Here is a 14709-nt window from a genome sequence, read left to right on the forward strand (position 1 = left end):
TGACAAATAAGCGCAACGGTTGCAAGGCATCAACAGTCAATCATAACAATTTCGCTGTACATCTGTATACTTAGGCACAGATAGTCTAGTCTTTATAAAGAGACTAATTTGTCATCCTAGTTAATTTTTATTATCGGTAGCTCATCGCTTATTTTGTATTAAGTACGGATTTTAAACTTATAAAACAGTTAAAATATAAAACACAACGTTTATAAACGATACAAGCCATACTTATGTATGGCTTGTTGCTATCAAAATTTCCCTAAACGTATCGGATTTACTTATTTGAGCTGTTTAACGGTTTTCCATGCGCCGCTTTGTACTTGTGATAAGTAAACATCGTTAAAGGCAACATGGCTTTCAGGAGTAATCGCAATAGTAGATCCTGTGATGCCATCTACAAAACTAACGGTTTCCATACCAGTATTAAAAGTATCGGCATTCAAATCTTTGCCAGCAGCTTTAAGTCCTTCAACCGTGATTCTTGCTGAAGTATAGCCAAGGATAGCACCTGCTGATACATCTTCTCCTGTGACTTTTTTATACTTTTCAATAAAGGCTTTGGTCTCAGGCTCATTCGCTCTCAAAGCCAAATCGTTATAGTAAGAAACCGCATATAGACCTTCACTAGCGCCACCTGGTGCCTCGGCAACTGCGGGATGGAAACCCGTTGCAGGAGCGATGAATTTCACGTCAGTCCAGCCCATAGCGTTCGCTGTCCCTACCGCAGTAATAGCGCCGCGTATCGTAAGAGATAGGCCGATTAACTCGCAATTGGCTTCTTTTAATTTAGCAATTGCACCAGCAAAGTCTGTTTCATCAGGACGATGTGAGCTGGCCTGAACTAACGTGACATTAGGATTGTTATCGCTGATATCCTTAGCCGCCTCATTGGTCTCTTCACCATAATCTGAGGGGATATACATGACGCATAAGTTTTTAATATCATTTTCGGCAATCAAATATTCCATACCCATTTTCATGGAGTCGTAATACGTACTACCCATCGTATAACGACGATTGAAAGCCCCTTCTTCTTGCATTGGCTTTGCAAAAGTGATCGGCATAATATTAGGGACATTGGCGCGATCCATAATAGGGAAACTCGCTAAGTTATGCGGCGTACCAAGCGACATCAGCATACCAAATACTTTATCGCGACTAACGAGCTTATTAGCAGCCTGTACCGCCTTTGGTACTTGATAAGAATGGTCCTCAACGACGTAACGAATCATGCGACCGTTAACGCCGCCTGCCGCATTTACCTCATCGAAATACATATTGGCACCCGCTACCGCAGGATTACCGAATCCTGCGAACGGACCTGATAGATCATTCGCACCGCCCAATAAAATCTCGGTATCCGTAACACCTTGCACTGGCATATCACTCGTTGAAGCGGTTTCAGTATCTGTACCAGCTGCTGCGGGCGTTTCTGAATTGCTACACCCTACTAAACCTATCGTACCGACAGATAGTGCCAGTAGCGTCGTCTTGAATGTCCATTTCATTGCCTTTCTCCTTGCGACTCCAGTCGCTGTTAGTTTGATGCTTTCAAGGTTAATACTTTTGAGGCTGATACTTTTAAGATTGATACTTTCAAGGTTGAGATAACGTCAAAAAATCTGAACGGTGCTAATTAATGACAAGCCCCAGATCAGTACATAGAGTCGATAAGAGCATGATGCTTTTTCTCAACCAAACTTCTTTTTAATTTCATGGTCGCGGTTAATTCGTCGTCTTCAGGACTGAGCAGCACATCAATAAGCCTGAAGTGCTTGATGGTTTCCACCTGTGCTAAGGTCTGGTTGGTAGATTGTATAACGTCATCTATCAAGGCGATGACCTCTGGCGCATGACACAGTGAGCGAAAATCTGAGAACATCACTTGATTGTCTTGCGCAAACTTTTCGACATTCTCCTGATCTATCATAATCAGGCAGGTCAGATACTTGCGTCTATCGCCGATGATGACGGCATCTGAGATATAAGGCGAAAATTTAAGTTTGCTCTCAATCCCAGCGGGTGTGACGTTCTTGCCACCTGCGGTGATAATGATATCCTTGATACGGCCAGTAATGAATATATAGCCCTCTTTTATCTCGCCGACATCACCAGTATGTAGCCAACCATCCCGTAAGTCTTCAGCGGTTTTTTCGGGCTTGTTCCAGTAGCCTGCAAACACGTTCGCGCCTTTTACGAGTATCTCCCCGTTATCAGCGATACGGACTTCAGAATCGGGCAATGCCTTACCTACGCTACCAGCCATCTGTGCTTCAGGTGTATTGACTGATATCACGCCCGCACTTTCAGTCATGCCATAGCCCTCATAGATGGGCACGCCTATCGCATGAAACCAGCGGATAATATCTAGCGATATGGGCGCGGCCCCAGTGGTGGCACGGCGAATATTACTCATGCCTATCAGGTCACGAATTTTATGTAGCACCAGCTTGTTCCAAAACTCGTAACGCAGTCGTTGACCTGTCGTGGGCGTATTGCCTGCCATCACGATATCAGCGTGGTCATGACCTGCTTTTATGGCCTGATCAAATGCCCAGCCATTAAGCGCACTAGCATCACTACGCATATTACTGATGGAGGCGTACATTTTTTCCCATAGTCTAGGCACAGCGGTAAAGGTATCAGGCGATACTTCTTTCATGTTCTCAAATACCGTCTCTGTGCTCTCAGCAAAGTTGACGATACAGCCCCGATGAATAGGTAGATCCACTGACGTTAGCCGCTCAAGGACATGGCATAAGGGCAGAAAACACAGCTGCTCATCAGTAGGCAATATAGGGAGGATGTCAATGCTTGTTTTTAGCTCAAAGAGGACATTGGCATGCGTTAAAATCGCGCCTTTTGGATTGCCTGTCGTGCCAGAAGTATAGATTAAGGTGCGTATATCGTTCGCTGTACCTTGATCGATATAATCGCCAAAACGCTCTCTTACGTTTTCAATAGTCCGACCGATCGTATATAGATCATCTAAGAACATAACCTGATCATCATCTAGGCTACGCAAACCTTTACGCTCAAAAACGATAACTTTTTTGACGTTAGGCGTCTGTTCTCGAATCTCTAAAAACTTATGCAATTGCTCATCGTTTTCTACGATCAAAAACTTAGAATGGCTATCACTTAGTATATAGGCAAGCTGCTCAGGACTGTCTGTCGTATAGACACCATTAGGTATCCCACCGACGGCGCAGATACCCATATCACAATAGAGCCATTCTTTATTGTCTTCGCTCAAGATAGAGACGGTATCGCCTTTGCTCAGGCCAAGCTCGATGAGAGCCATGCCGATATCACAGCCATGATGATAATAGTCAAGCCAACTATAACTCTGCCAAATACCAAAGCTCTTTTCGCGATGAGCAATCCTATCGCCTCGGCTCAAGCAAACCTGTCGCCAGAGTTTGCTCAGCGTATCGCACCCTTCTAGGATTTGGGGCGGATGATCGAAAGGCGCATTGTGTATCTTTCGATTAGTTTCATAATCATTATCGTTGGAGTGGTCGTGAGACGATACTGACACGGCAGATGTGACCTTCGTGACCGTCGCATCCGCAGGAGAAAGTGAAGTATTATTTTCAGTAGGAACATCAATAGAGGTCGTCATGATTATTATCGCCAAGTCTTTTTGCGTTTCCAACGAGTGGCTTCCGCAGTGTTGTCTTTGGTTTGTCCCAAATAGAACTCTTTAATATCATCAGAGTGCATCAGTTTGTCCGCTGAGCCTGCCATGACAATACGCCCTGTCTCTAACACATAACCGTAATCCGCTGCTGCTAAGGCAACTCTGGCGTTTTGTTCAACCAATAGAATCGTAACGCCCTGCTCTTTATTAAGCCGGCGAATAATCGCAAATATCTCCTGTACCAATAAGGGAGACAGTCCAAGAGACGGCTCATCGAGTAGCATGAGAGAGGGTCGTGACATTAGCCCGCGACCGATAGCTAACATCTGCTGCTGACCACCGGACATCGTGCCCGCTGCTTGTGTACGGCGATCTTTTAGGATGGGAAAATACTCATAGATCATTTCGACATCGCGCTGTATCTCAGACTTGTCACGCCGAGTATAAGCGCCCATCGCCAAGTTTTCGGCGACATTCAAAAAGGGAAATACCTCGCGCCCTTCAGGTACGTGCGACAGCCCTTTTTTGACCAAGCGATCAGGTTCAGTGCCATCGATACGCTCACCGTGGAACCATACTGCGCCCTTGCGAGGATTGATAACACCCGAGATGGTCTTCATTAACGTCGTCTTGCCCGCCCCATTAGCGCCCAAAATAGTGACCACTTTACCTTCGGGCACCTCTAGACTCACGCCTCTCAATGCCATCACTGGACCATAAGCGGATTCTAGATTTCGCACTTCAAGCACGTTGTTTTTTACTTCAGAGTCGACCAAATTCATCTCAGTAGCCGGCGCGGCAGAGGATAGTGATTTTTTAATAGCTGACATTACACACTCTCCTGTCCAAGATAGGCTTCAATAACCTGTGGATTGGCTTGCACCTCAGCTGCCGTGCCCTGAGCCAAAAACTTACCTTCAGCGACGGCCAACACTCGGTCTGACACCCGATTCACAAGACTCATATCATGCTCTACCATCAAAATAGTCAGGCCAAGATCCTTTTGCATGTCTTCGATCCACCATGCCATCTCGGACGTCTCCTCTACGCTGAGACCTGATGCCGGCTCATCGAGCAAAATAAGCTTTGGATTAGCGGCTAGTGCGCGTGCAATCTCGACCACCTTTCTAATGCCATAAGGCAAACCTGCGATCAGCTTATCTCGATAAGGGGCTAACTCTAAAAAATCTATAATTTTCTCAACTTGCAAACGATGCTCTCGCTCACTACGGCGCACCTTTGGTAAAAATAATACGTCCTGTATCCACGACGTATTGCGCTGCGAATGTCGACCGATAAGCAGATTCTGTAACACGCTTGAGTGATCAAACAGCTCGATGTTTTGAAACGTACGGGCAATGCCTAATTTGGCGATATCGTGAGCAGGTAGCTTGGTAATATCAGTACCATCAAAGGTAATACGACCACTAAGCGGCTCGTACAAGCGACTGATTAAGTTAAAAATCGTGGATTTACCAGCGCCATTAGGCCCTACGATCGTGAAGACCTCGCCCTCGTTTACCTCAAAGCTAATATTATCAACGGCTTTGACACCACCGAACGCGATAGATAAGGAGTCAACTTTTAATAAGCTCATCGCATACGCTCCGTTTTAAGATAAGTTTTGGAACGACGAAATAGTCCTTTTCGATATAACGGAAACATCTGAAACCAAGTCCGTATCTTTATCCAAATACCGTATATACCGCGTGGCTCATAGATGATCATGATGACAATGACTAAGGCAAATAGCGCCGTATCAATACCAGGAATACTGGTGATATTAGAGCCCGTACTTTGACCGATGACATCGCCTAAAATAGCTATCACTTGTGGCAATAAGACCACGACAATAGCACCAAAAAACGCACCATGTATCGAGCCTAAACCGCCGATGACAATCTGCAATAGTATGGTGATGGAGATGATAACGGTGAAGCTCTCATAATTGACCGCTTGCACAAAATGCCCGTACATAGCGCCGCCAACAGCGGTAATCGCACAAGATATGCTAAAAGCGAGTGTTTTGGCTTGCGGTACATTGACGCCAAGCGCGCGGGCGGAGACTTCACTGTCTCTGATGGCTAAGAACGAGCGCCCTGTGCCGCTTCTGAGCAAATTGATATACCCTAAGGTCACCAGCACTACTAGCGCAAGGCACAAGTAATAAAAGGCCTTTGGCGTGATGTAGCGATCGATGGTATAGCCAAAGAGATTAATAGGAGAGGCAAAGGTACCAGAGATACCGCCCGTAATAGGCTCAGCCACGATAGCAATGTCTTCGACGATTATGCTAAGCGCCAAGGTCGCGATGGCTAAATAGATACCGCTGGTTCTTAAGATCGGTCTGGCAATGATCGCGCCGATGACCCCAGTAATGAACGCGCAGGCAATCAAAGCAGGGAAAAAATTCCACCCTCGTGCCATCAGTGCCATGTGGCTAAACGCGCCTATCGCCATAAAGGCGGCATGACCTAAGCTGACTTGTCCGGTGTGCCCCGTCAAGAGCATCAGACCCAATCCAGAGATGGACCATATCAATATGGCGCTAAGCTCACTAATGTAATAGTTACTCAGTAGCCAAGGGGCCATCAGGAGCAGCAAGAGGAGTACACCATATTTTATAAGTTGGCGTTTGTCATCGAAGATATTAATATCTTGATCGTAACTGTGTTTAAACTGGGCTTTCATGGGCAGTACTCATCCTTGAAATATTTTAGTCATCCTTGACTCAAAACTTCTATACTTTTTTCTGTTTTACTTGAGAAAAAATACCGCCTGGACGTACGATTAGTACGATCAACATAACCACATAAGGCGCAATTTGACTTAGGCCTAGCGGTAGATAGCGACCAGCAAAGGGCTCTATCACCCCTACCAACAACCCGCCTGCTAGTGCGCCAGGCAATGAGCCTAATCCACCGATGACCGCAGCGGCAAAAGCCTTGATACCGAACAGTAAGCCGACAGAAGGTTCGATCGCGCCTTTGGCGGCAAATAGTATGCCAGCAAGCGCAGCAACCACCCCTGATAACGCCCAAACGATACCATTGACGCGCTTAACGGGAATACCCATATAATAGGCGGCCATTTGGTTCTGACTACTGGCTTGCATCGCAATACCGAGTCTAGTATGGGCAAAAAAGAAGTATAAAATGGAGGTTAATGCGATGGTAGATATGATGATAATGATGTCAACATAGGCGATACTCAGCGAGCCTAATGCCAACATTTTGCCGGAGAATGGTGTCTGTAGTGAGACTGGGCTATGTCCCCAGATAACTCCAGCGACAAAACGCATTAAGAATCCGAGCGAGATGGTCAGGATGACCATAGCAAATTGCGGCTGACCAAAAATGCCGCGTAGGACAAAGCGATCGAGTAAGTAGCCGAATGCGCCCATGATAATAGCCGCAAAGGTGATACCTAATAAGAAGGGAAAGTTTGCCTGATCGGCATTAATGAAAGATATGCCTAAAAAGGCACCGAGCATAAGCATGTCGCCTTGGGCAAAATTCACTGCCTCAGAAGCTTTGTAAATGAGCACAAAACCTAGTGCTAACAGCCCATATATACAGCCATTAGCAATCCCGCTAATGAGCAGTTGTAGGATATCCATAAAGTCCCTTTTGTCTTAGCATTGTCATCCGTGACAATGTTTGAATAAGCCGTTCAATCGGCTGGCTTTTTAACTCAACTACTTTTGAAGAAATTTATTTCCTTCAAATAAAAACGACTAAAATTCTAATAGGCAACAAAAGTGGCAGCAATAGGTGCGAATAACGTTCATATTTTTACATTATACCAATCATCAATTGTTGTCTATAGAAAAAGTAAAGTTATTCAATGATTTATAGCAAGCAGACTAAAGCTATCTATATTACTCACCTAAAAACACTTCCATTATTGCCATGGTATAATTGAGATACTTTATATCGTTTATTCAAACCTATTATCTTAACCTACCCTATAGGTCATTATCATGAGCCAAATGCAAAACCAAGCCGCACCCGTTAAGTCAAACAGCCAATACGATGTCATCATCATCGGTGCAGGTGCTTCAGGGTTATACTGTGCGCTCACTGCGGGTCGCCGTGGTCGCCGCGTGCTGGTATTAGACCATGCCAATAAAGCTGGCAAAAAAATCCTCATGTCGGGTGGTGGCCGCTGTAACTTTACCAATTATTTTGTAGAGCCTGAGCACTTCATTGGTGCCAATCAACATTTCTGTAAGTCAGCCTTAAGTCGTTATCCGAGTTGGGAATTTATTGGTATGGTGGAGGCGCACAAAATTGCTTACCACGAACGTGAGCATGGTCAGCTGTTCTGTGATGACTCGGCACAAGATATTTTGACCATGCTGCTGGATGAATGTAGCGCGGTAGGTGTGCAAGTAAAGCTGAATGCGCAGGTTGAAAGCGTTCAAGCCATCGAAAATGATAAAAATGCCCGATTTGAATTATTGACAACCAAACAACTCAGCAAAAAAGAAAAGCAAGAGAGAAAAGAATCAGGCAACCAGACCAAGCTGCCGCAAACAGGCTACCGCTGTGAATCTTTAGTGGTGGCGACTGGCGGGCTGTCTATCCCAACGATGGGCGCTAGTGGCTTGGGTTATGAATTGGCGCAGCAGTTCGGGCATACGCTTGTCGCAACCGATGCCAGTCTCGTGCCTTTTACTTTCACCGATAAAACGGGCGAGCTTATCCGTGCTTTGGCAGGTATTAGTCTGCCAGTGATTGCCAGTAATGAGCGCATCTCCTTTAAATTGCCTGTGTTGTTTACCCATCGCGGACTCTCAGGTCCTGCTATGCTACAGCTTTCAAACTACTGGCAAATTGGCGAAACCATCAGCATTAATTTACTACCAAATATCGATATGACAATACTACTTTTGGCGCATAAAAAATCGCATCCCAGACAGCTCATTCGTACCGTTTTGGCTGATTATACCGATAGCGCATTACCTAAAAAGCTATTGGCAGCGCTGCAAACGCACTTGTGGGATGACATCAAAGACACAGAGCTGGCCAATATTAAGGACGAGCGTCTGACTGAACTTGGTACGATGCTCAATGGCTGGCAGCTTAAGCCGTCTGGCACCGAAGGATATCGTACCGCGGAAGTGACGCGCGGCGGTGTCAAAACAAATGAAGTCTCGTCAAAAACCATGCAAAGCAACTTTCAGGACGGCCTATACTTTATCGGAGAAGTATTGGATGTCACAGGTTGGCTCGGTGGCTACAATTTCCAGTGGGCGTGGGCCAGTGGCTTTGTCTGCGGCGAAGTGGTTTAATAGCAGTGGATTTTATATAGGGTCTATTGATAAGTTTAAAAATAAACCCTAAATAGACCCCAGCTAGACAGTTATCGTCTGGGGACGTGTCAATCCGTTGTATATACGATTGACTGTGATGACCATCATTATAATAGTAAATATAAACACGGGCTTGCGAGGTGAACAATGCGTGCAATTAAACATATTCATGGTGACAAAGCACCGCATTGGGTCGGTGACGGTTTTTATGTGAAAACCTTAGTCAATCATCTTGAGGATGATCCCAATTTTAATTATAGCCACACTGACCCATTTTTATTATTGGACTATGGCAAGCCCACGACCTTTGCCCCAAACCCCAATTATGAAGCGCAGCCTCACGGTGTCGGACAGCATCCACACAAAGGCTTCGAGACCGTGACCATCGCTTACTCTGGTGAAATCAGTCACAGAGACTCAACTGGCGGTAACGGCATCATCTTCGAAGGTGATGTGCAATGGATGACTGCAGGGCGCGGTATCTTGCATGAAGAGTTCCATTCACAAAGTTTTGGACAGCGCGGTGGCGTCTTTAGTATGGTGCAAATGTGGTTAAACCTACCAAGCGCCCACAAGCTGACTGAGCCAAAATATCAGTCCATTAGACGGACTGATATGCCGATTATTGAATTGCTAGATGATAGTGAGGCTGCTCAAACAACCATTGGTAAAGTGGCTATCATCGCTGGTGAGTGGCAAGATATAACTGGAGCAGCCGATACCTTTACACCCATTAATTTATGGGATATCGAGCTGCATGCAGCAGGATCGACGACGCTACAGGTGTCAAACAGCCATAATGTTTTATTATTGGTACAAGAAGGCGAGCTATTCGTCAATGACACCCCTATCGCAGCGGGTCAACTGATTCAGTTTGTAGCACCTATCAAAAGTACTATAAACTCTCAAGCTATAGATTCACAAACGGAGCAGTCTGCTTCATTTATTACCGATGCCACTGACACTATTCAGCTGACTTATCCAGCAACATCTGATACTGAAAAAGCCGTCGCACCTGTTAAATTACTGCTATTAAGCGGCGAACCCATTGGCGAACCTATCGCCAGTTATGGGCCGTTTGTCATGAATACTCAGGCCGAACTAAAACAAACTTTTCGCGATTATCAAACAGGTAATTTTGGTAAGTAGTAGGGTCTGTTGAATAGTATAAAAACGATAAGAAATGAGCATAGTAAATGTTCAAATTATTGACAATAAAAAAGCCACCTCACTATTGATAGTAAGGTGGCTTTTTAATGGATATACCTTTTACAGATATTTATTGGCTTAGCATTTACGCTAGCTGACAGTCCATTATGCTTGGTTTAGAAATGGATAATCGGTGTAGCCTTCAGTGCCGCCGCCGTAGAAGCTTTCTGGATGCTGCTCGTTTAGCGCAGCGCCTTCGCGGATACGTTCGGCCAGATCAGGATTGGCGATATAGTCACGACCAAAGGCGACCGCATCGATATAACCTGCTTTGATGTTTCTCTCTGCTTTTTCAGCAGTATAACCACCAGCCGCGATAATCGTCTGACTAAAAGCTTGGCGAATGTGCTTACGGAATTCATCATTATAAGGCGTGCCACCTGCCCAATCAGGCTCTGACAAATGTAAATACATCAAACCACGGTCATTAATCTGCTCAATCATCCAGATGTTTTCATCTTCATTATAGCCAGCTTCGACATTATTAAAAGTACCAAGTGGCGAAATACGAATGCCCACATGGTCGGCATCCCAAGCGTCGACACAAGCATCGATAACGTCAAGCGTCAAGCGAGCACGGTTTTCGCGACTACCACCATACTCATCATCGCGCTGGTTGGTTTGCTCAACCCAAAACTGATGCAATAGATAACCATGAGCTCCATGAATCTCTACACCATCAAAACCTGCTTCTTGAGCGTTTTTGGTTGCTTGTGCAAAATCAGCAATGACTTGTTTAATTTCATCAAGTGTGGCTGGGCGTGGTGTCGTTGCTTCAACACGGATGGCTTGATTGTTGCTATCGCGCAATGAGGTACGGATACCAACATGAACATCTGACGCAGAAATTGGCGCTTTGCCATCAGGCTGCACGCTTTCATGAGAAACCAGACCGGTATGCCATATCTGTGCGACGATTTTTCCGTCTTTGGCATGAACATTATCAACGATGGTTTTCCATGCTGTAATTTGATCTTGGGTATGAATACCCGGCGCGCCAGCATAGCCTTTTGCTTGAAAAGAAACCTGAGTCGCCTCAGTGATGACAAGCCCAGCGCCACTACGCTGTGAATAGTATTCGCTTGCCAATGCTGTCGGAACATCACCTGGCTCGACAGAGCGCAGACGCGTCAATGGTGCCATGATAATGCGGTTTTTTAGGGTTTGAGTGCCCATATCGAGTGGTTCAAATAAATTATCGTGTGCCATGATATGCCTTATATCTAATTGGTTTGTTATTACAAATGATGATCGTTGTTGTAGATGCCCGTTACTATAAATCAATCCGCTCAGCGCTATGAAAAGTTTATGAGTTATTGAGTTCATAAAATGTATCCATGCTTGCGATTGAATCATGCAATCGATACACAAAGTATCTTATGAGCAGTTCGACTACATTATGGGGAACAAGACTTTATATTCAATGATAATTTATCAATCCTGTTGTTTGATAAAGCTAATCTTAACTATCAACGTCTTACTCAACAGACTCCCGAGCCCACCTTATTGAAAATATCAGGGAATACTTGATTGGTGAGTTGGAAGGTTAGATTTTTGCTAGGTATTGAAAACAAGTGAAATGATTGAATCTTTAGTACAGTCAATCGCTTTTACGCTAAGTAGTGCCTAAATTTGCATATAGACGACATGCTTTGACGAACTTAAGTTTGATTTTTAACGCTTTAGGCCTCTATAATGTCAGGCAAATAACAGATTCGCGATAAGCGTCTAAACGTTGGGCATTTAAGCAAGGTAGCACTATGGCAGCCTATATCACAGTCGGCGCAAAAACCTCACACGGTGGGACGGTCATCTCTGGTTCACCGCACACCACTCATAACGGCATCCCTATCTCGCGTAAAGGCGATAAAGTTGTTTGTAAAAAATGCAAAAAGGTCACTACTATTCTTACGGGTGACCCGTCGTTTATTGTGGATGGTGCACCCATTGCGCGCGGCGGCGATGTCACTAGCTGCGGCGCGAAGCTAATTGCTAGTCAGCAGTCATTTGCGGAGTCTGACTTTGATGTAGGCAGTGTTGCGCAGGCAGCGCCTTTGGTGTTTCCTAAGTTGGATATGAGTAATTCGTTTGTAGAGAATGATGAGGAAAAACTTGAAGAGATTCACTTTGCTATTGAAGTAATTGAGTTCAACCATGAAGAAGATCCAATAAGTAATTCTGGTTCAGAACGTAGCTCTAGCAATATTGCAGTCGATGAATACAATAGCGATGGAGATTATGTAGGTAGTTATTCTCTAGCAGATAACCCTAGTGATCTATTGGCTTCTGATTCAACTTGGTATAAAGAAAAAGGTATTGGAAATCAGCTCTCTGCTCTTGCGTCAGATTCGTATAAGGAAGCTGTTGATACTGTAACTTCATATTGGGGTGGCACTAAAAAGAAAGGGAAAGAGTTTGGTGAAAACACGGTCAATGTTGCCAAGCATACTAAAAATGCCATGATTATAAACCTTGGCGTCATAGAAGCTGGATTAAAGGACTTTCCCCAAAGAACTAAGGCCTCAGCAGCAACTGCCATGCTACGATTTGGCCAAAGATCGAACGTAGACTTTGTATATATAGTTGGCGGAGGCGGTGTTAAACACTTCGCTATAGAAACCTCAATGGTTGTGAATGTGCATAATGGAAAAGTATATGTGCCTGTAGCTGCAAATGCTAACGTTAGCACTAATAAGGCACTTTCTATTAGTGCGCAAATAGGAGTTGGACGTATCATAAACCGGAACGGAGAAAGTCGTACTAATGCTACTGACATTATATTATCAGGGCAAGGACATTCATATTCGGTTGAATTTGGCCCCGCAAGTACTGCTTTTGAAACTACTCATGACGGAAAAGTAACTGGAGGGGTTTTCAGTTTAGGTAAACAACTCTCTCTAGGAGGTAATAAAAAGAGTTCCTCTTTTGGCGCTGGTAAAGGCTCTACAAATATGGAAGCAGCAGCAGATATGAAATATAACTCTGCAAGAAATATAATTAAGTATGTAGGAAAATAATCAGTGAAAATAAGAGGTAAAGAATATAAGTTATCTGATATTTCACTTATTGCTTTCGTTATTATTTTATTTATATGGACTGTAGACTTAGAACCAAATAAAGAGCTTGAAATATACCAACAAGAATTGGTTGAGAAAGAAAGCTGGCTTATATCCGAACTTGATAATATTGCTAAGTTTATGAACTTCAAAGTAAGCGATCATAGTCATTCTAATAGGGATGTGTGGTACACATCCAGATATGCAAGCCCCGAGTTTGACAAGAATAGACTGTTACATTTACATAGCTTTCTTCTCAAAGAAGGCTGGGTAGATATGACTGATAAAATTGACAAAAACGATTATATAGCTAATACCTCAAGTAGATCTGATAAAACAGCCAAACGTGTCCGTATTCTATGTAAGGATAAAGCTACCATTTTTATGTATATGACCGACATGCAAAATGATTATCTTATTGATTTATTTAAAGCACGTACTTTGGTGGAGCTTAAGTACGATTACAGCTTACCTTGTTATGACTTAAATGAGCCACAGTATAGTCATACTAATGCCAGATAATAAATAATTTTTCCGAAGGAATTATAATGTATCAAAAAAAATTCTATACCTTAACTCAATCTATATTGCTAGCGACAGTGCTATCCAGTAGCTTAATAACTTCTGCTTGTTCAGCGGAGTCTTCAAACACACCTATATTATCTAATCAAAGCCCCCCTGCTGAAATATATAAACTCGGACTAGCCTACTACGAAGGTTACTCAGTCCCTGAAGATGATGACAAAGCTTTTGAACTGTTTCAAAAAGCTGCTAATCAAGGTTATGTTCCTGCTAAACATTATCTAGGTATTATGTATTATGAAGGGCTGGGCGTAGATCAAAATTATCAAAAAGCTTTTGAATGGATCGAACAAGCTGCCAACCAAGGATATGCTAATGCTCAATTCGATCTTGGAGTTATATATCATGAAGGTATTGCTGTCGAACAAGATGAGATAAAAAAACTTGAATGGTTTCAACAAGCTGCTAACCAAGGATACACTGATGCTCAATTCAATCTCGGGATTATGTATCATGAGAGTATTGGTATTGAGCAAGATTATCAAAAAGCAATGCAGTGGTATCTATTAGCAGCTAACAATGGATCTTTTGACGCTCAAAATAATATTGGTAATTTTTACGAAAACGGTTACGGTGTGACGCAAGACTATGACAAAGCTTTTGAGTGGTATACCAAAGCGGCTGACCAAGGGTTAGATGTGGCACAACTTAATATTGGTGGTCTCTACGAGAATGGCTATGGCGTGCCGCAAGATTATGATATAGCTTTTGAGTGGTATCAAAAGGTAGCTGATCAAGGCAATCAAGAAGCAAGCAATCGCATCGGTAGATTGGTTATGAATAATAAAATTGACGATACTGGCATCACTATCTACAGCACCCAAGAAACTGGTCTAACATTAGGTGATATTGAAGATATGAGCCAATGATAATGATAGCTGTATGAGCCAGTAGCTTTT

Annotated in this window: 12 protein-coding genes; 5 read left to right on the forward strand and 7 right to left on the reverse strand. The window is 43.8% G+C overall.

The features are described 5' to 3' along the window. Positions 1 to 281: 281 nt before the first annotated feature. The 6 genes from AAEY72_RS04705 to AAEY72_RS04730 all read right to left on the reverse strand — a co-directional run bounded on the left by AAEY72_RS04705 (position 282) and on the right by AAEY72_RS04730 (position 7265). Positions 282 to 1511, reverse strand: coding sequence for an ABC transporter substrate-binding protein (locus tag AAEY72_RS04705; protein ID WP_189583181.1), 1230 nt, complete (start codon positions 1509 to 1511; stop codon positions 282 to 284). A 146-nt stretch (positions 1512 to 1657) separates the two neighbouring features. Continuing rightward, positions 1658 to 3628, reverse strand: a complete 1971-nt coding sequence (locus tag AAEY72_RS04710) for an AMP-dependent synthetase/ligase (RefSeq protein ID WP_352309632.1) — start codon at positions 3626 to 3628, stop codon at positions 1658 to 1660. A gap of 5 nt (positions 3629 to 3633) precedes the next feature. Continuing rightward, complete coding sequence (locus AAEY72_RS04715; protein WP_010196012.1) at positions 3634 to 4476, reverse strand: ABC transporter ATP-binding protein; 843 nt, start codon at positions 4474 to 4476, stop codon at positions 3634 to 3636. After that, positions 4476 to 5243, reverse strand: coding sequence for an ABC transporter ATP-binding protein (locus AAEY72_RS04720; RefSeq protein ID WP_194363516.1), 768 nt, complete (start codon positions 5241 to 5243; stop codon positions 4476 to 4478). The genes AAEY72_RS04715 and AAEY72_RS04720 overlap by 1 nt, the downstream gene beginning before the upstream one ends. Continuing rightward, a complete protein-coding gene (locus AAEY72_RS04725) occupies positions 5240 to 6337 on the reverse strand; it encodes a branched-chain amino acid ABC transporter permease (protein WP_352309633.1) in 1098 nt (365 codons plus the stop codon). The genes AAEY72_RS04720 and AAEY72_RS04725 overlap by 4 nt, the downstream gene beginning before the upstream one ends. A gap of 49 nt (positions 6338 to 6386) precedes the next feature. Next, positions 6387 to 7265: a branched-chain amino acid ABC transporter permease gene (locus AAEY72_RS04730; protein WP_010196018.1), complete on the reverse strand. Its 879-nt coding sequence runs from the start codon at positions 7263 to 7265 to the stop codon at positions 6387 to 6389. A gap of 363 nt (positions 7266 to 7628) precedes the next feature. Between AAEY72_RS04730 and AAEY72_RS04735 the strand changes: the two genes are divergently transcribed. Both AAEY72_RS04735 and AAEY72_RS04740 read left to right on the forward strand, forming a co-directional pair. Next, complete coding sequence (locus AAEY72_RS04735) at positions 7629 to 8942, forward strand: BaiN/RdsA family NAD(P)/FAD-dependent oxidoreductase (protein WP_352309634.1); 1314 nt, start codon at positions 7629 to 7631, stop codon at positions 8940 to 8942. 168 nt (positions 8943 to 9110) lie between these two features. Continuing rightward, positions 9111 to 10112 (forward strand): pirin family protein, encoded by a 1002-nt coding sequence (locus tag AAEY72_RS04740; protein WP_352309635.1) that lies wholly within the window; start codon positions 9111 to 9113, stop codon positions 10110 to 10112. A 165-nt stretch (positions 10113 to 10277) separates the two neighbouring features. Here AAEY72_RS04740 and AAEY72_RS04745 read toward each other — a convergent pair whose 3' ends face one another. Next, a complete protein-coding gene (locus tag AAEY72_RS04745; RefSeq protein ID WP_010196024.1) occupies positions 10278 to 11381 on the reverse strand; it encodes an alkene reductase in 1104 nt (367 codons plus the stop codon). Between the two features lie 551 nt (positions 11382 to 11932). Between AAEY72_RS04745 and AAEY72_RS04750 the strand changes: the two genes are divergently transcribed. Genes AAEY72_RS04750 through AAEY72_RS04760 form a run of 3 tightly spaced genes read left to right on the forward strand, consistent with a single transcriptional unit; the run spans position 11933 to position 14679 of the window. Next, positions 11933 to 13189, forward strand: coding sequence for a PAAR domain-containing protein (locus tag AAEY72_RS04750; protein ID WP_352309636.1), 1257 nt, complete (start codon positions 11933 to 11935; stop codon positions 13187 to 13189). A 3-nt stretch (positions 13190 to 13192) separates the two neighbouring features. Next, positions 13193 to 13750, forward strand: a complete 558-nt coding sequence (locus AAEY72_RS04755) for a hypothetical protein (protein WP_352309638.1) — start codon at positions 13193 to 13195, stop codon at positions 13748 to 13750. A gap of 26 nt (positions 13751 to 13776) precedes the next feature. Continuing rightward, positions 13777 to 14679, forward strand: coding sequence for a tetratricopeptide repeat protein (locus tag AAEY72_RS04760; protein ID WP_352309639.1), 903 nt, complete (start codon positions 13777 to 13779; stop codon positions 14677 to 14679). Positions 14680 to 14709 lie beyond the last annotated feature (30 nt).

This window comes from Psychrobacter sp. W2-37-MNA-CIBAN-0211 (genome assembly GCF_040309405.1).
Lineage (GTDB): Bacteria > Pseudomonadota > Gammaproteobacteria > Pseudomonadales > Moraxellaceae > Psychrobacter > Psychrobacter glaciei.